The sequence below is a fragment of the Rubricoccus marinus genome, assembly GCF_002257665.1.
Lineage (GTDB): Bacteria > Bacteroidota > Rhodothermia > Rhodothermales > Rubricoccaceae > Rubricoccus > Rubricoccus marinus.
In genome coordinates, this window is sequence record NZ_MQWB01000001.1 from 789463 (window position 1) to 813063 (window position 23601).

14 protein-coding genes are annotated in these 23601 nt (G+C 69.3%); 8 read left to right on the forward strand and 6 right to left on the reverse strand.

What is annotated here, in order from left to right; translation table 11 throughout:
* Positions 1–83: 83 nt before the first annotated feature.
* Positions 84–2858, reverse strand: a complete 2775-nt coding sequence (locus tag BSZ36_RS03110; RefSeq protein WP_094545911.1) for a valine--tRNA ligase — start codon at positions 2856–2858, stop codon at positions 84–86.
* Between the two features lie 1044 nt (positions 2859–3902).
* Between BSZ36_RS03110 and BSZ36_RS19210 the strand changes: the two genes are divergently transcribed.
* Positions 3903–5339, forward strand: coding sequence for a T9SS type A sorting domain-containing protein (locus BSZ36_RS19210; RefSeq protein ID WP_179270989.1), 1437 nt, complete (start codon positions 3903–3905; stop codon positions 5337–5339).
* 191 nt (positions 5340–5530) lie between these two features.
* Positions 5531–8284 carry a S8 family serine peptidase gene (locus BSZ36_RS03120; RefSeq protein WP_094545915.1) on the forward strand — a complete coding sequence of 918 codons (2754 nt, stop codon included), beginning with the start codon at positions 5531–5533 and terminating at the stop codon, positions 8282–8284.
* Positions 8285–8380: 96 nt separating this feature from the next.
* Here the strand turns inward: BSZ36_RS03120 and BSZ36_RS03125 are convergent, their stop codons facing one another.
* From BSZ36_RS03125 to BSZ36_RS03135, 3 genes are all read right to left on the reverse strand, one after another.
* On the reverse strand, positions 8381–9448 hold the full coding sequence (locus BSZ36_RS03125; protein ID WP_094545917.1) for a helix-turn-helix transcriptional regulator: 1068 nt from the start codon (positions 9446–9448) through the stop codon (positions 8381–8383).
* 11 nt (positions 9449–9459) lie between these two features.
* Complete coding sequence (locus tag BSZ36_RS03130; RefSeq protein WP_094545919.1) at positions 9460–10305, reverse strand: alpha/beta fold hydrolase; 846 nt, start codon at positions 10303–10305, stop codon at positions 9460–9462.
* A 376-nt stretch (positions 10306–10681) separates the two neighbouring features.
* Positions 10682–13135 carry a protein kinase domain-containing protein gene (locus tag BSZ36_RS03135; RefSeq protein ID WP_094545921.1) on the reverse strand — a complete coding sequence of 818 codons (2454 nt, stop codon included), beginning with the start codon at positions 13133–13135 and terminating at the stop codon, positions 10682–10684.
* Between the two features lie 474 nt (positions 13136–13609).
* On the opposite strand from BSZ36_RS03135, the gene BSZ36_RS03140 reads away from it, so the two are divergent.
* Together BSZ36_RS03140 and BSZ36_RS03145 are read left to right on the forward strand one after the other, a co-directional pair.
* On the forward strand, positions 13610–16789 hold the full coding sequence (locus BSZ36_RS03140) for a sensor histidine kinase (RefSeq protein ID WP_179270990.1): 3180 nt from the start codon (positions 13610–13612) through the stop codon (positions 16787–16789).
* Between the two features lie 418 nt (positions 16790–17207).
* The gene (locus BSZ36_RS03145) at positions 17208–17711 is read left to right on the forward strand and encodes a DUF6252 domain-containing protein (RefSeq protein ID WP_094545925.1); all 504 of its coding nucleotides are present in this window, start codon (positions 17208–17210) and stop codon (positions 17709–17711) included.
* 94 nt (positions 17712–17805) lie between these two features.
* On the opposite strand, the gene proC is transcribed toward BSZ36_RS03145, so the two are convergent.
* Positions 17806–18630: a pyrroline-5-carboxylate reductase gene (proC, locus tag BSZ36_RS03150; protein ID WP_094545927.1), complete on the reverse strand. Its 825-nt coding sequence runs from the start codon at positions 18628–18630 to the stop codon at positions 17806–17808.
* Between the two features lie 184 nt (positions 18631–18814).
* Here proC and eutM point away from each other — a divergent pair, with 184 nt between their 5' ends.
* Genes eutM through BSZ36_RS03165 form a run of 3 tightly spaced genes read left to right on the forward strand, consistent with a single transcriptional unit; the run spans position 18815 to position 20648 of the window.
* Positions 18815–19105: an ethanolamine utilization microcompartment protein EutM gene (eutM, locus tag BSZ36_RS03155; RefSeq protein ID WP_094545929.1), complete on the forward strand. Its 291-nt coding sequence runs from the start codon at positions 18815–18817 to the stop codon at positions 19103–19105.
* Positions 19106–19111: 6 nt separating this feature from the next.
* Positions 19112–19630, forward strand: coding sequence for a BMC domain-containing protein (locus BSZ36_RS19970; RefSeq protein ID WP_281253129.1), 519 nt, complete (start codon positions 19112–19114; stop codon positions 19628–19630).
* Between the two features lie 7 nt (positions 19631–19637).
* Positions 19638–20648 carry a CdaR family protein gene (locus BSZ36_RS03165; RefSeq protein WP_094545931.1) on the forward strand — a complete coding sequence of 337 codons (1011 nt, stop codon included), beginning with the start codon at positions 19638–19640 and terminating at the stop codon, positions 20646–20648.
* A 45-nt stretch (positions 20649–20693) separates the two neighbouring features.
* Here BSZ36_RS03165 and BSZ36_RS03170 read toward each other — a convergent pair whose 3' ends face one another.
* Entirely contained in the window at positions 20694–21626 is a 933-nt protein-coding gene (locus tag BSZ36_RS03170; protein WP_094545933.1) for an MBL fold metallo-hydrolase, read from the reverse strand.
* Between the two features lie 159 nt (positions 21627–21785).
* Between BSZ36_RS03170 and BSZ36_RS03175 the strand changes: the two genes are divergently transcribed.
* Positions 21786–23552, forward strand: a complete 1767-nt coding sequence (locus BSZ36_RS03175) for a sensor histidine kinase (protein WP_179270991.1) — start codon at positions 21786–21788, stop codon at positions 23550–23552.
* The last annotated feature ends 49 nt before the right edge of the window (positions 23553–23601 follow it).

The window sequence follows — 23601 nt, forward strand, 5'->3', positions numbered from 1 at the left end:
GCGGCTCCACGCGCTTTCTGATCTGGAGCACCGACGAGCCGAGCCCGTCCGGTCCGGTCCGATAGGGGGAACCGGACGAGGCGCTACCCGAGATCTGCCAGGTTGGCCTCGAGTGCTGCGATTTCGGCCTTCGCGTCGGCGGCCTTCTGCTTCTCCTTCGCCACGACCGCCTCTGGCGCGCGCGCGACGAAGGCCTCGTTGCGCAGCTTGCCCTCCACGGAGCCCAGGAACTTCCGCTTGTTCGAGATCTCGCCCGCGAGGCGTTCGCGCTCGGCGTCCAGGTCGATCATGCCCGCCAGAGGCACGAACACCTGGTGGCGCTCCACGACGACCGCCGCGCTGGCGGCCGGCTTCTCGGCCTCTGGCGCGATCGTGAGCCGGTCCACGCGCGCGAGCCGCTCGATGTAGCCGCGCACGGTTTCGAGCGCTTCGGCCGTAGCCGCCGCGTCCTCACCGCCGACGGAGATCGTCGCCGCCAGAGGCTTGCTGGGGGAGACGCCGTACTGCGCGCGCACTTGGCGGACGGCGGTGGTCAGGTCCTGCACCATCGCGAACAGCGCGACGGCGTCCTCGTCCTGCTCGCCGGCCTCTGGCGTGGGCCAGCTCGCAGCGATCAGCGCGTCGGCGTTTTCGCGCGGGCGCTGCTTCCACCACAGCTCCTCGGTCAGGAACGGCATGAACGGGTGGAGCAACTTCAGCGCGCCCTCAAAGACCTCGACGGCCAGCGCCAGAGGCTCCGCCTCCATGTCTTGCACCTCGCCCGCTTCGTCGCGCTCGGGCTTGATGAGCTCCAGGTACCAGTCGCAGAAGTCGTTCCAGACGAAGTCGTAGACGGTCTGCGCGGCCTCGCTGATGCGGAAGCGCGCGAGGCTCTCGTCCACGCTCGCCACGGTCTGCGCGAAGCGCGTCACGATCCAACGCTCCACCAGGTCGAGGTCCGCGAACGGCCTCTGGCGGCCCGGCGTGGCCGTCGGGCGGCCCGCGTCGTCGGTCGGGATAAAGCGGCCGAAGACGCGGCTGGCGTTCCAGACCTTGTTGGCGAAGTTGCGCCCGCCCTCAAACTTGGCGGGGTCCAGCTTGATGTCCTGGCCCTGGGCGCAGAGGACCGAAAGCGTGAAGCGGACCGCGTCGGCGCCGTACTGCTCGATCATGTCCAGCGGGTCGATGCCGTTGCCGAGCGACTTCGACATCCAGCGGCCTTGCTTGTCCTTGATCATGCCCGTGATGAACACGTCCGTGAACGGGGCCTCGTCCGTGAAGTGGACGCCGGCCATCACCATCCGCGCGATCCAGAAGAACAGGATGTCGTAGCCGCTTACGAGCACGCTCGCGGGATAGAACGCCTTGAGCGCCTCTGGCGAGGCCATCGCGGCGCCCTCGGTCGGCACGTCGGCGTCGGGCCATCCCAGCGTGGCGAAGGGCCAGAGCCAGGACGAGAACCACGTGTCCAGCACGTCCTCGTCCTGCACCATCCCGGGCTCGGGGCAGTCCACGCTGACCACGAAGTCGCGGCTTTCGTCGATCTCGCCCGCTTCGTCGGTGTAGTACCAGACGGGGATGCGGTGGCCCCACCAGAGCTGGCGCGAGATCGGCCAGTCGCGGATGTCCTCCATCCAGCGCCGGTACTCGTTGGCCCAGCGCGGCGGGTGGAAGCTGACGGTCCCGTCGTTGACGACGGCGAGCGCCTTCTCCGCCAGAGGCGCCATGCTCACGTACCACTGCGGCGAGAGCAGCGGCTCGATGACGGCCTTGCTCCGGTTCGAGATGGGCGTCGTAACGGTGTAGTCCTCGGTCTTGACGAGGTAGCCGCCGGCGTCCAGATCCGAGACGATGCGCTTTTTGGCCTCGGCGCGGTCCATGCCCGCATAGGTGCCGGCGAGCTCGTTGAGCGTGCCGTCGAGGTTCATGATGGAGAGCACCTCCACGTCGTGCCGCTTGCCGATCTCCCAGTCGACCTCGGAGTGGCCGGGGGTGACCTTGAGCGCGCCCGCGCCGAAGTCCATCTTGATGGCCTCGTCCGCGATGATGGGCACGAGCCGGTTGCCGACGGGCACGCGCACGCGCTGGCCCACAAGGTGCTGGAAGCGCTCGTCGTCCGGGTGGACCGCGATGGCCGTATCGGCCGGGATCGTCTCGGGCCGCGTCGTCGCGATCATCACGTGCTCGCCCGTATCGGCGCCAGAGGCGTCTACGAGCGGGTAGCGGATCGTCCAGAGGTGGCCGGGGCGCTCCACGTTGTCCACCTCCTCGTTGGAGATCACGGTCTGGTTCTCCGGGTCCCAGTTGACGAGGTACTCGCCTTTGTAGACCAGCCCCTGCTCGTGGAGCCGCACGAACACCTCCTGCACGGCGCGGCTGAGTCCCTCGTCCATCGTGAAGCGGGAGTAGCGCCAGTCGCAGGAGTCGCCCATGCGGCGCTTCTGCTGCAGGATGATGTCGCCGTACTCCTCGCGCCAGTCCCAGACCTTTTCGAGGAAGGCCTCGCGGCCCATCTCCTTGCGGTCCATCCCCTCTTTTTTCAGCGTCCGCTCCACGACGTTCTGCGTCGCGATGCCGGCGTGGTCCTGCCCGGGGATCCACAGCGCCTCGAAGCCCTGCATCCGCTTCATGCGGATCAGGAGGTCCTGGACGGTGTCCTGCAGCGCGTGGCCCATGTGCAACCGCCCGGTCACGTTGGGCGGCGGCATGGGGATCACGAACGGCTCTTTCTCTCCGCTCGTGACCTTCTCCGGGTCGGCGTGGAAGAACCCACCGTCTTCCCAGAAGGGGTACCACTTCGCCTCGACGGCGGTGGGCTCGTAGGCGGCGCCAGAGGCCTCTGGCGCGGGCGGGGTGGGCGTGTTCTTCGGGTCGGACATACGTGCGGCGTCAGGGGAGGGCCGAAGCTAGCGCGCGAGCGGGTGGAGCCGGGGTGAAAGGGCGAAGCCGCCAGAGGCCTCTGGTGGCAATGGAAGCGGGCTCGCGTTCGGTTAAGCCGTTCCCCGACCGTGCCGATATCAGGCTTGCCCCTCCATAATGCCGTTACTTCTCATCCAGCTATGCGATTCCTCTTTCTGTTCCTAGCTGCCTTGCTCTTCACGGCTCCCGTTTCTGCCCAGAGCGTAGCTCCCTTTGCGAACGGATTCAGCCGTGCCGCCGGCCTCGTGCAACTCAGCGATGGTCGCGTTCTCATCACAGACCGCGGCGCCGGGACGATCCTCGCCTATGCCTCCGACGGTGCCTTTCTCGGCACCTTTGCTTCGATCGCAAATCCGTGGGGCATCACGCAACTCGCGGACGGGAGGGTGCTGGTAACCCGCTCCTTTGAGGGAGACGTTGTCTCCTTTGGTGCGGATGGCTCGTCTCTAGGAACGTTCGCTTCGGGGTCCGTCGGGTTCAGCATTACGCAACTGTCGGACGGCCGTGTGCTGTTCGGTTCTGGAACAGGTAGCGTCCGTGCGTTCGATCCAAACGGAACCGAACTCGCCTCATTCGTAACCGGCCTGCCTAGTTCAACCCTGGCCCCGTATCAACTCGCAGATGGACGCGTGCTCATCTCGGACTACAGTGGAACACGCATTCTAGCGTACGCTGCAGACGGAGCACCGTTGGGTACGTTTGCCACAACCTCAAGCGCGTTACCACCTTGGAACGTGATTGAACTTGCGGACGGCCGGATCGTGTATTTCGGTGAAACCACCACCAACCTTCCGATTGCGTTATCTCAGAAAGGTCAGGAACTCGGACCCGCTCTAGAACAGGGGTTCAGCGACGCGGCGATTCGGCTCCAAGACGGGCGGGTCCTGGCATTATTCCCCGGGGGGACCCAAGCGTTCACCCAGATTCCAGCAGTGGCTGATCTGGAAGGCGTGCAGGGCTTTCGGATGTTGGCTCACCCATTCGCAGGCCCAGTCTCTGACCTCATGCGTGGCACCCGCACCCAGGGATTCCTGGGATCAGACGATCCGACTCCCGCCGATGGATTCTGCTCGGTCTACACCTACAACGAGACCGCCGCATCTTTCGGGGAGGGATACGAGTGCGTGACCGATGCGACCGTCGGCCAGCCCGTGCTTGGGGGTGTGATGGCGTACGTCTACAACGACGACGACCCCACGACGCCAGGGGTTCAAGGCGGCTTTCCGAAGACGCTGACCGCCCATGGATTTACAGGCAGCATTCCAAGTCGTTACATCCTCACGTACACGGACGATCCTGATCGCCCCGCATACCAGGAAGGATGGCACCTGGTAGGGAATCCACATCCATCACCGATGGATTGGGATGCCGTCGGAAAGGCGGGTGCTTCAGATGTAGCGTACGTGTACGATCCAAACTATCTCGGTGGCGACTACCGTTCGTGGAGCTCAGGGACGTCTAGTGGGGATTTGTCCGATGGCATCATTCCGTACATGCAGAGTTTCTTCGTCAAGATGAATGCGGCGGGCTTTTTGTCCAACTTCCGATCAGCACGCGTCGATGGCGATCAGACGGGTACCTACGGAAAGACCGAGCCTGCTACGGCCTCGTCGCTGCGGCTGGGGCTGGCGGTTGCAGCGGATGGCGTCGAAACGCCGATGTCCGCAGCGTTCGTCGCGCCCACCGAAGGCGCCGCGCTCGGCGAGGACGACAGTGACGCCTACCGCCTGACGCCCGGTGCCTGGCCCCGCGCGACCGTTTCCACGATGACGCTCGGCGCCGACCCCGTCCCGCTCGCCATCAACGCCCTCCCCGCCGACGCCTCTGGCGAGATCACGCTCCCCGTCGAGATTGCCGCCGAGGGCTACGCCGCGGGCGACCTGGAGGTGGTCCTCACCTGGACCGGCGCGCTTCCCGAAGGCTGGAGCGCCACGCTCACGGACCGCCACACCGGCGAGCAGCACGTCATCGAACCCGGAGGCGAGGTCCGCCTCACGCTGGGCGTGCCATCGGCCGCCAAGTCTGCGGTCCGGCCTCGCGGCCTGGGCCTTGACATGCTGCCCCCGCAGGCACGTTCTCTTGAGAAGGCGTCCAGCGGAGGCGCCATTTCCTCTGGCGACCGCCTCGCGCTGGTCCTCACGCCCGCGAACGCCGTAAGCACGAGCGAGACGCCAGAGGCCTCTTTCGGCCTCGGCGCTCCGGCGCCGAACCCTGCCAGAGGCCTCGTACGGGTTCCGTACACGCTCTCGGCCTCTGGCGAGGCGCGGGTCTCGGTCTACGACGCGCTGGGCCGCGAGGTCGCAACGTTGGCCTCTGGCGCCCACGCAGCTGGTGCGCACACGGCGACGCTGGACGCGGGCGCGCTCGCGCCGGGCGTGTACGTGGTGCGTCTCTCGACGCCAGAGGCGGCCTCGGTGCAGCGCATCACTGTGGTGCGGTAGCGCCAGAGGCCCGGCCCTTCGGCTCGCGCCCCGTCGGCTTCGGCTGGCGGGGCGTTTTCTGTGGTGCCCGCGTCGGGGCGTAACAGGAATGATTGGTCCCCTTCGCCTGGGATTCACGGTGGGGCGCTCTCATTCCATCGCCGAGTCCTACTCTACCTGGGCTCTCACCTTGCGGACTCGTTCCCGGACCCATGCCCCGATACCTCCTTGCGCCACTGGCGCTACTCTTCGCTTTCGCCGTCACGCCAGAGGCTCAGACAAATGTGGTTTCGGCAGAGATCGCCCAGGCATTTCAGGCCAGGGGCGAGGCTCGTGTGGTCATCATGTTGGAGTCGCCAGCCGTCAAGCGCGTTGACCTCACGGATCTTGCCGCCGTGAAGCGTGAGGTTGACGCCGTGCAAGAGAGCGTCCTCGCAACTCTCGGCGCCAGCAGCTATGTCACTCACCACCAGTACGAGACGGTCCCCGCGCTCGTGCTCACCCTGACCTCAAAGAAAGCCCTTGACCAGTTGCTGGCACACCCACACGTGCGCAAGGTCGACCTGGATGTGGGCGGTTCGGGAGGCCTTGACGACAGCGTCGCGCTCATCCGCGCCGACGAGCGCCAGACGAAGGGCAACAGCGGCAGTGGCATCGTCGTGGCGGTTATCGATAGTGGCATCGACACCGACCACGCGGACTTCTCAGGGCGCATTGCGCACCAAGAGTGCTTTCTAGATACCGACGGCACCATCAACGGGGTGGGACAGTGCCCCGACGGCAGTGACCGGCAGACGGGTGCGGGTTCAGCCGAAGACGACCACGGTCACGGGACGCACGTGGCAGGTATCGTGGCCTCTGGCGGGACGGTTTCCTCTGTGGGCGTGGCTCCCGGAGCGGACATTGTGGCCATCAAGGTCCTCAACAGCAACAACAGCTTTTTCTACTTCTCCGAAATCGTGGCGGCTCTCGATTTTGTGAGCGCGAACCCAGCGCTGGGTGTTCAGGTCATCAACATGAGCCTGGGAACGAACGCGCAGTACGCAGGCGATTGTGACGACGCAGCGGCCTTTACCATGGCAGGCGCAGCGGCCATCAACTCGCTCCGCGCCAATGGCGTGATTGCGATGGCGAGTGCCGGAAACAATGGGTCCGGAACGACGATGGGAGCACCGGCCTGCATCAGCAACGTGATCTCGGTTGGGGCGACGGACGACAACGACAGTGTCACCGGCTTCTCGCAGAGCAACTCGACGACCGATGTCTTTGCCCCGGGCAACGCCATCGTTGCTCCGTGGTTCGATGGTGCAACGGCGGTGCTCTCTGGTACCAGCATGGCAAGCCCGCACGTGGCGGGCTGCGCGGCTCTGCTTATCGAGTCTGGTGATGCCACGACGCCCGATGCCATTGAGGCTTTCCTTGAGGCCTCGCCGGTCCTCGTGACAGACGTTACCAATGGACTCTCTTTCCCCCGTCTGGACTGCGCGCCCACATTAACAGCCACGCTGACGGGCGTGCGCGATTACCGCGTGCTTGCGCTCCCCACCGGCGGCACCTACGACGACCTCCTCGGCCCGCTCTGGACGCAAGGTTTCCAGAACTCAGACGACGCCTCTGGCGGCTGTTCCGCCTACAGCTACGACGAGACCGCCGCGAGCTTCGAGGGCGGATATACGTGCCTCACCGACCAGGGCGCTACGTTCGCCAGAGGCCGCGGTGCCTACGTCTACGTTTATGCCGACGATGACCTCGACGCCTCTGGCGTGCAGGGCGGCTTCCCCAAAACGCTGAGCGTGCCCGATCCCGGGTTCACGAATAGTGGCGCCCCGTTCACCTTTGCGCCGACGTACACCAACAACCTCGGCGTGCCCAGCTACCAGGAAGGTTGGAATCTCCTCGGTAACCCGCTCACGGCCGGCATGGACTGGGACGAGACGATCCGTGGCGGCGGTCTCACGCCGACGATCTACGTCCTCGACCCGAACTACTTCGGCGGCGACTACCGGACGTGGACGGCTGGAATTGGCGGGGACCTGCCCGGAGGCGTCGTTCCGGCGTTCCAGGGCTTTTTTGCCAAGGCCGTCGCTGCGTCTCCAACGCTGGAAGCGCCTCTGGCGTCGGTCGTGGACCCCGGGCCGGGTGTATACGGCAAGACGGAACGGACACCGCTGCGCCTAGAGCTCTCGACCGCTGCCGGTCCGGTTTCCGCCGCGTTCGTAGCCGTGGCGCCAGAGGCCGCGCTGGGTGAGGACGTACTAGACGCCTACCGTCTCACGCCAGCGGCCTACCCGCGCACGGTGCTCAGCACGAGCAGCATCGGCGCAGAGCCCGTGCCTCTGGCGCTGAACGCGCTGCCGCAAGAGGCCTCTGGCGAGATGGAGGTTCCGCTGACGGTCGCCGCTGAAGGCCACACCGCCGGGCCTCTGGCGCTGAGCCTCGCGTGGAGCGGCGCGCTCCCCGAGGGGTGGACGGCCACGCTCGTGGACCGCACGCTCGGTACCGCGACGCCTCTGGCGGAGAGCGGTACCTACGCCTTCACGCTCGACGTGAGCGAGACCGCTAAGCGCTCCGCCGCACTCGGCCTCGACCTGATGTCGTTCACGGCGCCAGAGGCCAAGACCGGCGGCACGGCAGACTCCGGTGATCGCTTCGTGCTCCGCATCGCGCCCGCAAGCGCCGTGAGCACAGACGCGACGCCAGAGGCCGGGTTCGCGCTCGGTGCTCCGTCGCCCAACCCCGCGCGGGGCATGATCCGCGTGCCGTACGCGCTCGCGTCCTCTGGCGAGGCGGAGGTCTCAGTAGTGGACGCACTCGGCCGCGAGGTGGCCGTCCTGGCCTCTGGCGCGCACAGCGCGGGAAGCCACGAGGCGGCGCTGGACGCGAGCACACTCGCGCCGGGCGTGTACGTCGTGCGGCTGAGCACGCCGGAGGCGTCGGCCGTCCGCCGCGTCACCGTCGTGCGGTAACCTGTTCGCCTGAGGTCCTGTCGTGGGAGCCTCTGACGATTCTCGCGCCCCGTCGGCTCTGCTGACGGGGCGCGCTGCGTTGGGCGCCAGAGGCCGCTACAACGGGCGGATCGCGCGGCCGACCTCGACGCGGGGGACGCCCAGCCGCTCCAGCACGGCCTCGACGTGGTGCCGCGCCGTGTGCACGCTAATGGCGAGCGCGGCGGCGATCTCGCGGTTGGTCCAGCGCTCCGCCAGCAGCACGGCGACCTCGGCCTGGCGTGGCGTGAGGCCGAGGCGGGCGGCGGCCTCTGGCGCCAGAGGCCCGCTCCGGCGCTCGCGGCGCTCCGAGACCGCGACGACGCAGTACGCGTCGCGCCCGTCGTGGACCTCGGTGGCCGAGAGGGCATATGTGGCCGCTGAGCCGTCGAGCGCGGCGCGCGGCGTGGGCGCCTCGCTCCAGAACGAGAGGGCGAGCCGGCTCGCGAGGGCGAGGAGCGCCTCGCGCTTGGGCTCGCGCGAGCACAAGGCGACAAGGCCCGGCGTGCGATGGACGATGCGGCCTGCGCGATCGGCGACGAGGCAGGCGAGGCCAGTTGCGTCCAGCGTGGCGCAGAGGCGAGAGCGCGTGCTTCGCATCGCCGTGCACGCGTCGATCCCGGCCGTGAGCGCGGGGTAGAGAAGGTGTCCGAGTTGGCGCTGCTTCTCCGCGACCGACCGGCCGCGCTCGGTCACGCTGAGCGTGAGCTGAACCACGTCGGCGAGGGCGCGGGGGCGCGAGACGAGCGGGACGATAAACGAGAGGGCGTCGTACGAGCGGATCGAGGGGAGGAAGTCCTGCGTGTACGCGGTCCGCGCGAGGCGCTCGTAGGCGGGTCCGTAGATCTCGCGGCGGGTGCAGACGCCCAGGTGGAGGCCTCTGGCGAGAACGCCGCACCTCTCCAGAAGCGGGAAGAACTGCGCGTAGGCGGCCAACCGGCTGGGATCGACGCCGTCCGTGGACGCTTCCAGGCCCCGCTCGTCGGCCATGGTGAGCACACCGGAGCCCAGGCCCGTCGCGCTGCGCGCGTGCTCGGTGGCGAGGCCGCGCCACTCCTCTTCGGAGGCGCACGCCAGAGGCGAGGCGAGAACGCGGATGGCGTCGGCCACGCGGCGCTGCTCGGCGGAGGTGAGAGAAAGAGCCACAGGCGAACGGTTTAGTCGGCAGCGCCAGAGGCTTGGCGCTCCAGCCACTCGCCGGCGACGCGCACGAACGCCTCGGGCTCTTCCAGGAACGGGAGGTGTCCGCTGTGCTCGAACACGTGGCCCTCCGCCAGAGGCAGACCTGCCAGGAAGTCGGCGTGGGCGTCGGCGGGCGCGGCGACCCAATCGTGGCGCCCGGAGAGAACGAGCGTGGGCGCGGCGATCTCCGCAAGCCTCTGGCGGGCGTCGTAATCGCCGAGGAGTTCGTAGAACGAGCGCCGGCACGGAGCGGCGCGGAAGCGGATGCCCGCGGCGTAGGCCGCGAAGTCGTGCGCGTCGGGAGCGTGCGCGTAGAGCGGGAGCAGCGCTGGCATCAACGCCGCGAACTCAGCGTCGGAGGTGGGGGGCGCGGAAAGGACGGCGTTCAACGCGGCGCGCACATCTGCAGAGAGATCCCGCGCCTGCGCGCGCTCGACCGCTGCGGGGATGTGGGCCGCCGCGCTCGGCGTGGCGCACAGGATGAGGCCCGCTACGCGCTCGGGGTAGGCCAGCGCCGCCTCTAGCGCGATGATGCCGCCGTAGGAATGCCCGAACAAAATCACCCGCTCGTGCCCGCCACGAGCCTCGTCCAACCTCTGGCGCACGTCCTCGACGCCAGCGGCCCACGTGCCGTGCGCAACGGTGCTCCAGTCGTCGGGGTCGGGGGCGCTGCCGCATCCCAGCAGGTCCACATACGTGAGCCGCGCGTGCTCCGCCAGAGGGTCCAGCCAGGGGCGGAGGGCGGCGCTATCCCAGCCGAGGCCGCCGTGGAGCGCGAGCAGAGCGGGGCCGGCGGTGCCTATGGAGTGGGTAGCGAGCAGGAGTTTGTGGGGAAAGCGTGGGGGAAACTAGGGCCTGGCGCGCAAACGGCAGGCTGACGGAGGCTGGGCAAAATGGGCAGTCTGTGCCCATGTGCGGGGAGGGGCGTCGCGCGTAGGCTACGAGTGCGGCATCTGACGGCCTCTGGCGCGAGCCGCGGCGTCGTCAGAGTGGTGATAGGCCGTGTGAAGCACAACGACTCGCCAGAGGCCCTGTGGTGGGAGTCTCTGGCGAACCAGCGCCCCGTCGGCCTCGGCTGGCGGGGCGCTTGCTGTCGCGTCAGAGGCCTCGGGCAGGTTCTGTACGCGCTCTCGGCCTCTGGCGCTCGCGCCGCGGGCTTGTCCGTCGCAACGCTGGAGGCGTCGGTCGGACACCGCATTACCGTCGTGCGGGGAGGATCTGCTGCGCCCGGCGGGCGGCCTCTGGCGGGCGGCCGCCCGTGGCTGCAGCGAGGTGGCGCCGGGCGCGGTCGGCCGCAGCGGTATCGCCGTGCGCCTCCGCGATGGCGAGGGCGGCTCTCGCATCTCGCTCCGCTTGCGCGAACGCGCCGAACCCGAGGCCCGCCTCCGCCTTGAGCGCGTACCACTCCCCGAGGTCCGGGTGATCCGCAGGCATGCGCCTTTCCGCGACCGCGACGGCGGACGCGAACGTGGACGCGGCGCGGCGGTACTGGCCCGCGTAAAGCCGCGCCTCACCGAGGTACGCGATCGGGTAGATAACGTGATCAGCCCCGTACCTCTCCGTGTCGAACGCGATGGCCTCTTGGAGAAGGACCTCCGCCTCCGTGATCTGGCCAAGGTGGCCTCTGGCGCGGCCGAGCGCCATGAGTGCGCGCGTGGCGCGGCTGTTACGCCGGCCGGCTTCGGCTACCGCAACTCCCAGAGAGGTTTCAAGTGGCTCGATGGACTCTTCCACCCGACCCGCAAGGAAGAGCGCCTCGCCGAGCCGCGACCACGCTCGCTCTTGCCGCGCGCCGCTGGCTCCGGGACGGAGCATCGTTAAGGTCCGCTCCGCGGTGGCGATGGCCTTTTCGTGCTCGCCGAGATCGGAATACGCGCGTGAGATCCAGTGCAGGCCGATAAACTCGTATTCCGAGTCCTCGCCGCGGTGATCGCGGTAGAGGCGCTGACCGAGCGATAGAACGCTCTCAAAATCAGCCATCGCGTCCCGGGTCGAGGCCAGGCGACGACGGACGCCAGAGGCCTCTTCGCCAGTCGCATCGCTACCGAGAAGCCCGAGCGACACGGTAAGGAGGGAATCCGCCGTCTGCGGCTCGCCGATCTGGATGTAGGTCTCCGCCAGCACACGGTTGAGGTACGCCCGGAGCGCAGGGGCCTCCACGCGGCCGACGCGCGCAACGCCTTCGGCGAGCGCCTCTCGCGTCGTAAACTCGCGGCCCTCGGCGTAGTCCGGGCTCGCGGTCTGGAACATTCCGGCCAGGAGGTTCGCGGCTTCGGTGGCGCGTTGTGCGGAGCGTTCCGCTTCTGAACGGGCGGTCTCGGCAACGGCCACCGCCTCGCGTTCGTTCGCGAGCGAGACGAGGGAGAATGCGAGTCCGAGCACGAGCGCCAGAAGCGCAACGGCGCTCGCTCCGACCGCCGCCCGGTGCCGCTTCGCAAAGCGGCCGAACACGTACGCCACCGAGTCCGGCCGGGCCTTTACGGGCCGTCCCGTGAGGTAGCGGTCCAAGTCGTCTGCGAGGTCCGCCGCCGTGCTGTAGCGCCGAGCGGGATTGAGGTGGAGCGCCTTGAGACAGATCGTGTCGAGGTCCCCGCGGAGCGTGCGGGCGTTTAGAGCCTGCGGCGAAGTCTCTGACGGGGCGCTCCCGTCGCCAGAGGCGCGCCGTGGGTGGGACGCCGGGACGAGCCTGGACGGGCGCACGGGCTCCACCGTCGGGGCGCCAGAGGCTAGGGTGTCCTCATGCGGCCGTGCGCCCGTCAGGATCTCGTAGAGCAACGCGCCCAGGCCGTACACGTCGGCCGAGGTCGTCACCGCAGCCGAGGCGTCGTACAGCTCTGGCGCGGCGTAGGCAGGCGTGAGCACCCGCAGACCCGTCCGCGTCAACGGGTACGTGTCTCCGCCAGAGGCCGCGTTTGCGCCCTCTTCTAAGAGCTTCGCGATGCCGAAGTCCAGCACGACGGGCCGGGCCTCTGGCGAGCCGTCCGGGCCGTCGCGCTCGGTGACGAGCACGTTCGACGGCTTGAGGTCGCGGTGGACGACGAAGCGGCGGTGCGCGTGGTCCACCGCGCGGGCGACGGCGGCAATGAGGCGGACCCGGGCCTGCACGTCCAGGCCTCTGGCGTGGGCCCAGGCCGTGATGGGCGCGCCGTCTACGAACTCGGTGACGAGGTAGGGCACGCCGTCCTCGGTCTCGCCGCCGTCGATGAGCCGCGCGATGCCGGGGTGGTCCAGTGCAGCCAGGAGGACGCGCTCACGTCGGAGGCGGGCGGCGACGTCGGAGCCGGCGAGGGCGAGTGTCGTGCGGACGACCTTGAGCGCGACGGTCTGTTCGAAGGCGCCATCGGCGCGGTGGGCGCGGTAGACGCGGCCCATCCCGCCCTCGCCGACGAGCGCGCTGATACGGTACGGGCCGACGCGCGCGCCCTCATGCACGCTCGCGCTCGCATCCTCTGGCGCCAGAAGCTCGACGAGGGCGCCGGGGTTGTCCAAAATCGGATGGTCCGCCAGGGCTGCGTCGAGGAGCGGTCCGAGCTGCTTGCAAAGAGCGGGCGGGAGCGCTGCGAGGTACGCCGCGCGATCTTCTGCGCCGAGTTCGAGCGCGGCTTTCAGCGCCGCGTCGAGTTCGGCCCACGTCGGGGGAGTGAGGGTCACGGCGCTTCGTCCAGCGGCGAGAAGGGGTGGAGGGAGACGCGCGAGCTCATCCGCCGGTCATGAGAAACGTGGGTGCAGAGGGGACGGAATATCAGACGTTTGCGCACCAGAGGCCGCGAGGGCGCGCGGCCGTTCGAGTCCGAACCCTCCACCCGCACGGCCTGGAAAGATTGGCAGCGTTCGTAGCGCCGTAGTAGGCCAACTCGTGCCGTGGTTGCGAAGCGCGGTTTGTGGCGGAAACCCCTCAACATACATCGCACAGTTTCCGATAGGACAGCGAAACGATCGGGCGGAGCTCGCGCGTGACTTCTGGCGCGCGCCTCGTCCTCGGGCACAGCCTCTGGCGTCGAAGCCAGATGTGTGGACATAGATGCCCACGTCTGCCGAGCAGGAGGGTAACGCCCTGCTTCGTAGCAGCCTGTGGCGAAAGCGGAGGCCGGCGGGCTACATTTTTCAAACCCTTCCCACCACGCCGTGCCCCGTCGCGCCCGCCTGAGCCTCGCGTTCTGCGGCCTCGCCCTGCTCCTGTGCGCCGCTGGCGCGCGCGCGCAGGCGCCAGAGGCCGAGGTCCGCATTGACCGGCTGAGCGTCGAGGACGGCCTCGCGCAGTCCATCGTGACCGCGCTCGTGCAGGACCGCCACGGCTTCCTGTGGATCGGGACCGAGGGCGGGCTGGACCGCTACGACGGCTACACGTTCACGCCGTACCGCAACGTGCCCGGCGAGTTGGGCTCGCTCTCGTCGTCGTTCGTGAACGCCCTCGTGGAGACGCCGGACGGCGCGATCTGGGTGGGCACGCACGGCGCGGGCCTGAACCGGCTGGACCCGGCCTCTGGCGTCGCGCGGCGGTTGCGGCACGTGGCGGAGGACCCGGCGACGATCAGCGCCGACCGCATCAGCGCGCTGTTCGCAGACCGCGACGGGCGGCTGTGGGCCGGGACCGAACGAGGCCTCGACCTCGTGGACCTCACGACAGCCCGCGTCCGCCGCGTCGCCGAGGCCCAGGAGGTGACCGACATCGCGCAGGACCCCGCCTCTGGCGATCTCTGGGTGGCCACGCACGAGGGCCTCTTGCGCGTCTCGCCCGCCAGCGGCCGGATCCTCCGCCGCTACGGCGCCGAGACGCTGGGCGGCGAGCAGGTGGCTGCGGTCTGGACCGACGCCGACGGGACGCTCTGGATCGGGACGGACACGTCCGGGCTGACGCGCCTGGACCCCCGCACGGGACGGACCGTGCGCTTTGCGGACGTGGGGACCGGCACCCCTGGCGTGGCGGTGCAGGACATCCTGCGCGACGCCAGAGGCGCGCTCTGGGTGGCGACGATGAGCGGCCTCGTCCGCATGGATGTGCGGCCGCCCCAAACCGAGCGGTGGACCGTTTTCCGCCCGTCGGAGACCGACCCGGGCTCGATCTCGGCCGAGAGGGTCCGCACGCTCGCGGAAGACCGCACCGGGCTCGTGTGGGCGGGGACGTGGGGCGCGGGGCTCAACAAGGTGCGGCAGACGCCGTTCCAGCGCTTCGCCGCCGATCCCGGCCGGGTGGGGGCGCTGTCCTCCAACGACGTGATGGGCATGGCCCAAGACCGCGACGGCACGCTCTGGGTGGGCACCTACGACCGTGGCCTGAACCGCTTGGACCTCGCTACTGGCGCCGCGAGCCAGGACCCCGGGTGGCCGGTGGAGCTGAGGCAGAACGGCGTCCGCGCCGTCGCGGTGGACGGCCTGGGCGCAATCTGGGCGACCGGCGACGCCCGAGGCCTCTGGCGCCGGGACCCCGGCACGGAGCGCTGGGCGCGCGTCCCGTTCGAGGACGGCGCAGGCGTGGAGAGCGTGACGCACGTCGCCGCCGCGCCGGACGGCAGCATCTGGGCCGCGACGTACGGCGGCGGGCCGTGCCACGCCGAGCCTCTGGCGCAAGAGGTCGTGTGCCCCGCGCGGAACTGGACCGGCGCCCGCGCGCTCCGGTCCGACCTCGCCTACACCGTGTTCGCCGAGGCCGACGGCCGCCTCTGGGTCAGCCTCTGGGGCTCGGGCGCCGACCTCGTGGACCCCGCCAGAGGCCGCGTCGCGTCGTTCGAGAACCGACCCGAGGACCCCGCTTCGCTCACGGACAACAACGTCACCTCGTTCTACCGCGACGCCCGCGGAGAGCTCTGGCTCACTACCTACGGCGGCGGCCTCAACCGCTTGCTCAGCACGGCCGGCGGCGGCCGCTTCGCGCACATTACCGAGGCCGACGGCCTGCCCAATGGCACTACCTACGGCATCCTCCCCGACGCCAGAGGCGATTTCTGGGTCTCCACCAACCGCGGCCTCGCCAGGATGGACCCGGCCTCTGGCGAGATGGACACCTTCGGCCCGGACGACGGCCTGCCAGGTGAGGAACTCAACGGCTACTCCTTTCTCAAGCTCCGCGACGGCCGCATGGCGTTCGGCGGCCTGAGCGGCCTCGCCGTGTTCAACCCGGACGCGATCACGGGCGACGCCCGGCCACCCCAGGCCGTTGTCACAGCGGTGCGCGTGCTCGGGCGCGAGATCGACGTGCCCGCCACGGGCGCGCCGGCTCCGATCGTGCTGACGCACCAGCAGTCCGCCATCGCGTTCGACGTCGCGGCGATGGACTTTACCGCCCCGGACCGCAACCGCTACGCGTTTCAGCTAGAAGGGCTGGAGAGCGCGTGGAGCCCGCCCAGCACACGCCGGACCGCCGCCTACACCAACCTCCGCCCGGGCCGCTACACCTTCCGCGTCCGCGCCTCTGGCGCCGACGGGGCATGGAACCCGGCAGCGCTCACGATCCCCGTCGAAGTCCGGCCCGCGTGGTGGCAGACGTGGGCGTTCCGGCTCGCCGCGGGCGCGGGGCTCCTGGCCCTCGTCGTGCTCGGCGTGCGCGAGGCCAGCCAGCGCCGCCTCCGAGCCGAGGTGCAGCGGCTCGAAACAGAGCAGCGCCTCCAGGCCGAGCGCGAGCGGATCTCGCGCGACCTCCACGACCACGTCGGCGGCCAGCTCTCTGGCCTCATCGCCAGCGCCGAGCTGGCGCGCCTGCAGCGCCGCCGGGCGTCTCGCGCCAGAGGCCAGGACGAGCGAGCAGAGGTCGGGGCCTCTGGCGAGAGGGGGAGAGCAGGCGAGTCCGCCCCGTTCCCACCAGAGGCCGACGCCATCGACCGCATTGAGGAGGACGCGCGCGAGACCATGCGGCAACTCCGCGAGACCGTTTGGGCGCTTCACCACGAGTCCGTCACGCTCGCCGACTTCCGCAGCCGCCTCGACGCCGACCTCCGCCAGAGGCTCCGCGGCCACGAGCGGCCCGTGGCAACCGTCACGCTCGACGGCGACGCCACGCACGTGCTCTCGCCGCTCCAGGCGCTGCACCTCTACCGTATCGCGCGCGAGGCCATCACCAACAGCCTCAAGCACGCCGACGCCGCCCACATCGCCGTCACGATCCGCCACAGCGCGGGCGCGGTAACGGTCGAGATCCGCGATGATGGCACGTTCCGCGCGCCGGGCGAGGAGGCCTCTGGCGACGGAGCCGCTGCCGAGGTCTCCGGCTTCGGCATGGGCTCGATGCGCGCGCGGACGGAAGCGATCGGCGGGCGCTTCGACGTAGAGACGGAGGCCGGGACCGTTGTGCGCGTCAGCGTCCCGGTATAGAGGACCCGGGCGCACACGGAAGGCCTCTGGCGCAATGCGCCCGCTTCGGCCCGCCAGGGAGAACCGTGGGTTCGGGAGAACTGCGCGGGACCTCTTCACCCGCTGCGGGCACGAGCTCGCAATGTGTAGCACGAGTGAACATGGCGTATTTCAGATCGGATACAATCTCTGGAAGGGCGTTATCCCTTTGGAAACGGACTTTCTAAGGCGATACTCCCAGCGCTCCCCATCGCGGGGCAGCAATGAGCGGGGGCCGAGCGACTGTGGTGGGACGCCCGGCCCCCGTTTTTCGGCGCGATGGAGGCGTGGAACGGCCGCCTCCCGTGTTCTGGGGAGGGGCGAGGGGATTCGGGGGGCGCACCTTGGGACTCTCGCGCTGGCGCACCGTCAGCGACCTTGGTCCCCGCCTTTTCCAGCCATGCCTCGCCTGCTCCTACTCCTCGCCTTCGCGCTCGCCTTCTCCGGCTGTTCCATCTTTGGTGGCTCCGACGATTCGGACTGCGGCAGCGGCGACCTCGCCAGCGGCTCGCTCAGCGCCACCGTCGCGGGCAACGCCTTCGACGCGGTCTGCGTCCAGGGCCAGCTCTCCAGCGGCGCCCTCGCCATCGGCGGCAACCTCGGCGCGACCGAGGGCGGCAGCCAGAAGCAGATCAACATCACGCTTCCCGGCGCGCAGGCGGGCCAGACGTACCAGATCGGCGCGCTCGGCACGGCCACCATCGCGACCTACTCCGAGCTCAGCATCGACGATCCGACCGACACCAGCCGGCTCTACACCGCCGCCCCGGGCGCCGGCAGCGGCTCCATCACCGTGGACGCCGTCTCGGCCTCTGGCGCCAGCGGCTCCTTCGAGTTCACCGCGCGGAACAGCGACGGCCAGACGGTCGCGGTCACGGGCGGACGCTTCGACATCGATTTCTAGCCCGCATCCGCATCCGCTAGAGGCTCTCCCCGTAGAGCGCTCAGGGCGGTCGCGCCAGAGGTGTCGTGGTGGGACCTCTGGCGCTTCTTTGTTTCTAGCCGTCGAGGTCGCTGAGCTGGCGGCTGCGCTCGGTCGCGATCTGCACCGCGTCGATCATCATGGTGCGGAGGCCGTGCTTTTCTAGCTCGGCGACGGCCGCGATGGTGGTCCCGCCGGGCGTGGTCACCTGATCGCGGAGGATGGCGGGGTGCTCGCCGGTTTCCTGCGCCAGCCGCGCGGCACCCAGAACGGTCTGCACCGCGAGGCGGCTGGACGTGGGGCGCGGCAGTCCCTGCTTGACGCCCGCGTCCGTTAGCCCCTCGATCAGCATGAACACGTAGGCCGGTCCGCTGCCCGAGAGCCCCGTCACGGCGTCCATCAGGTTCTCCGTCACCACCTCCACAATGCCGACGGCCTCGAAAACGGCCTGCGCCGTCGCGACGTGGCTCTCGTCGGCCCATTCGCCAGCGGCCAGGGCCGTCGCGCCTTCGTCTACGAGCGCCGGCGTGTTCGGCATCGCGCGGACGACGGGGAGCTCTTGGCCGAGCGCGCGGGAAAGCGCGCCCGTCGGCACGCCGGCAAGCGTGGAGAGCACGAGAGTGCCCGGCGCGACGTGCGGCCGGATCTCCTCCATCAGCGCCGCCACGTTCTGCGGCTTTACGCTGATGATCACGATGCTCGCGCCCGAGACCGCGCCGCGGTTGTCGTCGGAGACGTGGACGCCTGGAAACCTCTGGCGCAGCGCCTCGCGCGCGGCCTCGCCCCGGCGCGTCGCGCGGATCTGATCGGCCGGGAGGTCGCCGCCGCGCAAGAGGCCGCCGACGAGGGCGCTGCCGATGTTGCCGGCCCCGAGGACGGCGAGGGTGTGGTCGCGAAGCATAGCAGGGGAGGGGGAGAACGGGGAAGTTCGGGCCGCTCTCCGGCGCCAGAGGTGGAGATGAGCCCGATTTTCCGACCCTGGCCTCTGGCGCCAGCGGCGCGTTGACGCTCTCGCGCGCGAGGCGGTACCTTGCCTGCCCGGCGCTCCACGCAGGCGCGCCCCCCAATCTCAGCAGAACCCCACAATGGCAGACGGAGACTACGGCGCCGCGCTTGGCATGGTCGAGACCCGCGGGCTCGTCGGTGCAATCGAAGCCGCCGACGCGATGGTGAAAGCCGCTCGCGTGAACCTCATCGGCAAGGAGCAGATCGGCGGCGGTTTCGTGACCGTCATGGTCCGCGGCGACGTCGGCGCGGTCAAGGCATCCACGGACGCAGGCGCCGCCGCGGCAGAGCGCGTGGGCGAGCTCGTCTCGGTGCACGTGATCCCACGCCCGCACTCGGAAGTCGAAGCGATCCTCCCCGACGCTTCCTAAAGACCTGTGGACCGCTCCGAGTTCTCGGACATCGGCGCGCTCGGCATGTTGGAGACGCACGGCCTCGTCGCCGCCATCGAGGCGGCCGATGCCATGCTCAAAGCCGCCCCCGTGCGGCTCCTCCAGCAGCAGCGCACCAACCCCGCCCTCATCACGCACTTCGTGGTGGGGGAGGTCGGCGCGGTCCAGGCGGCCGTGGACGCGGGCCGCATGGCGGCCGAGCGCGTAGGGCGCGTCGCCGCAGCGCACGTGATTCCTCGCCCCGGCGAAGGCCTCCTGAGCACGATCGTGTTCCCGGAGACCGGGAAACCCAAGACGGCGCCGTCCAAAGCGCCCGATAAGGCCTCCGAAACTGAAGGCGCCAGTGGCCCGCCGGATGCGGCCTCTGGCGCGGACTACGCGTCGATGACGGTCCGCGAGTTGCGCTCGCTCGCGAGAGACCAGCAAGACGAGGCGATGTCGGGCCGCGAGATCGCCCGCGCGACAAAGGCGGAGCTCGTGGCCTACCTCTCGGAGGTCGCCTAGCGCCTCCATGGCCGCCCCGTCGCTCCGGACCCGGCTCCGAACGCTGTTCCCACGCTCCGACGGGCGTGGGTCCGAGGAGCCGGATACGGGTCGCAACGGGCTCGCGCTGAGCCTGTCCTTCTTGGTCGCGCTCGTGCTCTGGTTCACGTTCTCCATGCAGGAGACGTACACCACTACGATCGAGGTGCCGCTGGAGATCGCGGCGCTGCCCGACGATCAGGCGCTACGCCAGAGGCCTCCTCAGACGGCGCGCGTTAGCGTGCAAGGGCAGGGCGAAGCGCTGCTCTCGCTGACGTGGAGCCCCCCGCGCGTGCGCCTTTTCGCTGACGGGCCGACCGTGGACGTGGCCGCTTCTGTTTCGGAGTCGGGGTTGCCTGCGGGCGTGACCGTTCTCGGCGCGCAGCCGCGATCCATCCGCTTGGACCTGGACGAACGCGTCACGCGGGACCTGCCGATCCGGCTCAGAGGCTCCGTTCGCGCCGCCGCGCCGTTCGACCTCTTGAACACGCCACAACTGACCCCGGACACCGTCCGGATCACGGGATCACGAGCGCTCCTGGAAAGCTTCCAGTCGTGGCCGACGGCCCCGTTTGTCCGCAACGACGTGCGGAACGACCTCTCGACGCCGCTCGCGCTTTCGGACACGCTGGCTGGCCTCGTGGAACGCTCCATTACCACAACGGTCCTGACGGCGACCGTGGGGGAGTTCACGCGAGGGGAGATCACGCTGGACGTAGAGGTGGAGAACCTTCCGCCGGGGATCGAGACCGTTCGGTTTGAGCCCAAGCGCGTGGCGGTGGAGTACCGCGTGCCGGTGGGGGCGGCGTACGCGCAGGTGGAGCGCGCGGGCCTACGCGCAGTCGTGGACTACGCCGACATCGCGCGGGACTCCACCTCGGGTAGCGTCAGGGTAGGCATCCGCGTCCCCGAGAACATCGACGTGCGCGACGAGCGCGCGAGTCCCTCGCGCGTGGAGTACTTCTTGGTGCGCCGCGCTCCCTCGCCAGAGGACGAGTAGAGCCTCTGGCGCGCTCGGCAGCATCGCGCCAGAGGTCGGGCGGCTCTAGGCGGCGTAGGGGGCCGGCGTAAAGCGGAAGCCTCCCCCGTCCCGGCCCACGCGGCCGATGCCGGGGAACGGCATGTGGCTCGCGAACAGGTGCACCCTTTCGTCTGCGGCGCGGCCGAGAAGCTGCCGCCGCGTTGTCGCAGCCTGGGCGTCCATGTCGAAGCCGAAAAGCCATTCCGGGTGGGCGAAAAACGCCGCCGGGTGTGCTACGGCGTCGCTCACGATCATCAGGCGCGCCTCGCCAGAGGCCAGGACGAAGGCCATGTGGCCAGGCGTGTGGCCGTGGGCCGCAACGGCGGTAAAGCCCGGGACGAGTTCGTCGCCGTCGGCGTAGGTCTGCACGTTGGAGGCCGATTGCAGCGCAGCTTTTGCGGCGCTGGCCCCCTCGTTGTCGCCAGCGGCGGCGTCCAGGAACGCCATCTCTGGGGCGGGGAAGTGAACGCTCGCGTTGGGAAACGCGGGGGTGCCGCCCGGCGCAAGCCCGCCGATGTGGTCGCCGTGGAAGTGCGAGATCGCGACCCGCGTGACGGCCTCTGGCGCGATGCCGAGCGCCCGCATGGTGCCCATGAGGTCACCGCCGCCCGTCCCGGTATCGACGAGGACTGTTTCCTCCCCGGCGCGGATGAGCAGCACGCTCACGTCCGTCGGGACGCCATCGGTGGGGAGGCCGTGGCTCTCCAAGAGCGCCGTGACGGCCTCTGGCGCCACGTTCGTGCCGACGGCTGAAAGCGGAAGTACAAAGCCAGCGTCGCGGATCACGGTAACAGTCGCGCCGCCGACGGCAAAGGTGTGAGCGCTGACGGTGTGGTGGTCGGCCGCGGTGGGGGGCGTGTCGGACGTGGCGGCGCGCGCGGCGGTGGGAAGTGCGGCGGCAACGCCAAAGGCGCCGAGGCCCTTGAGAGCGGCGCGGCGGGAGAGAGGGGTGGTCATGGTCGGGCGGAGATGGGACTCTGATCTATGTTGCAACAACCATCGGCGTTCCCAGGGGACCAAGAGCCCGGAGGTGAGGCGGTAGCGCAACCGTTTGCGCCGCCTATTAAGTGGGATACGGGATGGGCCGATGAAGACCCCTGTCCCGATGCTAACCCTTTGGAGTCCCTCGCCTTTCTTGTTCTCGCCCCGCTTGCTGCCGTGCTCATGCTGGCGGTCGGGTTCGTGGCGTGGCGGCGACGGGACCGAGCGGGGGGATGGGCCCTTGTGGCGTTCTCGGCTGCGGAACTGGGGTGGCTCGTGATGGACTCCCTCTCGCTGGTCGCGCCCTCGCCAGAGGCCGCGGTGTGGTTCGCGAAGGGGACGTTGCTCTTCTCGCCCCAACTCGGGAATGCCTGGGTGGCGTTTGTGCTGAGCTACACCGAGCGCTTCTCGCGCGCGGCTCAGACTGTGGTCTGGGCGCTCGTGGCCTGGGCCTTCGTCTACGGCCTGCTCAGCCTCACCAACGACACGCACGGGCTGATCTGGTCGGAGGTGGACGTTGTGCCGGACGGACTCTTTTTCCGCGTCACCTACGCGTTGGGACCGGTGGCGTGGGTGCAGTCCGCGTTTTCGTGGGCGCTCGTGTTGTCCTCGCTCGGGGCGGTGCTGTGGGCGTACACGGGCGCCGACGCTCGCTCGCGCGCGCTTTCGCAGTGGATCGTGGCAGGCGCGCTGGTGCCGGTCGTGTTCAACGTGGTCTTTCTGGTGGGCCTCGGGCCTCTGGCGAAGGATTTCAGCCCCATCGCGATGGCCGTTTCATCAGGCGCCTTTGCCCTGGGCCTCGCGCGGTACCGCTTGTTGGATTTGCAACCGATCGCGCGGGCCGCTCTCGTCAACAGCCTGCCGGATGGGATGATGGCGATCGACGCCAGAGGCCGCGTGATCGACGTGAACCCGGCGATGAAAGCTCTCCTCGGCGACGGGGTGGCCCCTGTCGGGAAGCCTCTGGCGGAGGTGGCGCCGCGTCTGGAACAGGCGATCTCCGCTGGCGGCGGCCCGTTCCACCTGACGGCGGGCGGAGTGACCACACACTTCGACCTTAGCGTCTCGCCCCTTCTAAGCCGGAGCGGGCGCCAATTCGGTCAACTCGTGCTCCTGCACGATGTCACGCAGCGCCGCGCCGAGCGCGCCGAGCTCCGGCGGATCAACGCCGCCCTCCACAGCGCGAACGCGGAGCTCCGCGCCCAGAACGACGAACTCGACGCCTTTGGCCACACCGTCGCGCACGACCTCAAGAACTCGATCCAGGGCGTCCTGGGCTACGCCGAGATCCTCCGCGACGACGGCCCTGAACTGGACACGGACACGCATCGAGTGCTGAGTGACGACCTGGTGCGCTCGGCGTACAAGATGGACAGCATCGTGCACGAGCTGCTGCTTCTGGCGGGTGTGCGGAAGGCCGACGTAGAGCCGCGCCCGGTAAACATGGGCGGCGTCGTGCAGGAGGCGATGGACCGCGTCCGGGACGCCCGAGGGGCCTCTGGCGCTGGGTGGTCCTGCCCTGCGGCGTGGCCCGTCGTCCTGGGCCACGCGCCCTGGGTGGAGGAGATCTGGATGAACTACCTCTCGAACGCGTCCAAGTACGGCGGACCGACGGTGACGCTCGGAGCCGAGGCGACCGACAGGGGCGTCGCGCGGTTCTGGGTGCACGACGACGGTGCGGGCCTGACGCCAGAGGCGCAGGCGCGGCTGTTTGTGCCGTTCTCGCGGGTCGGTACGCAGGCCGTCGAGGGCCACGGGCTCGGCCTCTCCATCGTGCGGCGCATCGTGGAGCGGTTGGGCGGGACCTGCGGCGTCGAGAGCGCGCCAGGGTTGGGCACCCGGTTCTGGTTCGCGCTCCCGCTGGAGGGCGTCGAAACCGAAACCGCGCTGGCGATCGGCTGAGGCGTCTTTAAGCGCCAGAGGCCAGAGAATTGCGTCACCACCCGCTAGA

Coding starts and splice junctions, on each gene's coding strand:
- BSZ36_RS03110 (WP_094545911.1), bottom strand. CDS start 2,858: ATGTCCGACCCGAAGAACACGCCCACCCCGCCCGCGCCAGAGGCCTCT.
- BSZ36_RS19210 (WP_179270989.1), top strand. CDS start 3,903: ATGCGTGGCACCCGCACCCAGGGATTCCTGGGATCAGACGATCCGACT.
- BSZ36_RS03120 (WP_094545915.1), top strand. CDS start 5,531: ATGCCCCGATACCTCCTTGCGCCACTGGCGCTACTCTTCGCTTTCGCC.
- BSZ36_RS03145 (WP_094545925.1), top strand. CDS start 17,208: ATGCCTCGCCTGCTCCTACTCCTCGCCTTCGCGCTCGCCTTCTCCGGC.
- proC (WP_094545927.1), bottom strand. CDS start 18,630: ATGCTTCGCGACCACACCCTCGCCGTCCTCGGGGCCGGCAACATCGGC.
- eutM (WP_094545929.1), top strand. CDS start 18,815: ATGGCAGACGGAGACTACGGCGCCGCGCTTGGCATGGTCGAGACCCGC.
- BSZ36_RS03165 (WP_094545931.1), top strand. CDS start 19,638: ATGGCCGCCCCGTCGCTCCGGACCCGGCTCCGAACGCTGTTCCCACGC.
- BSZ36_RS03170 (WP_094545933.1), bottom strand. CDS start 21,626: ATGACCACCCCTCTCTCCCGCCGCGCCGCTCTCAAGGGCCTCGGCGCC.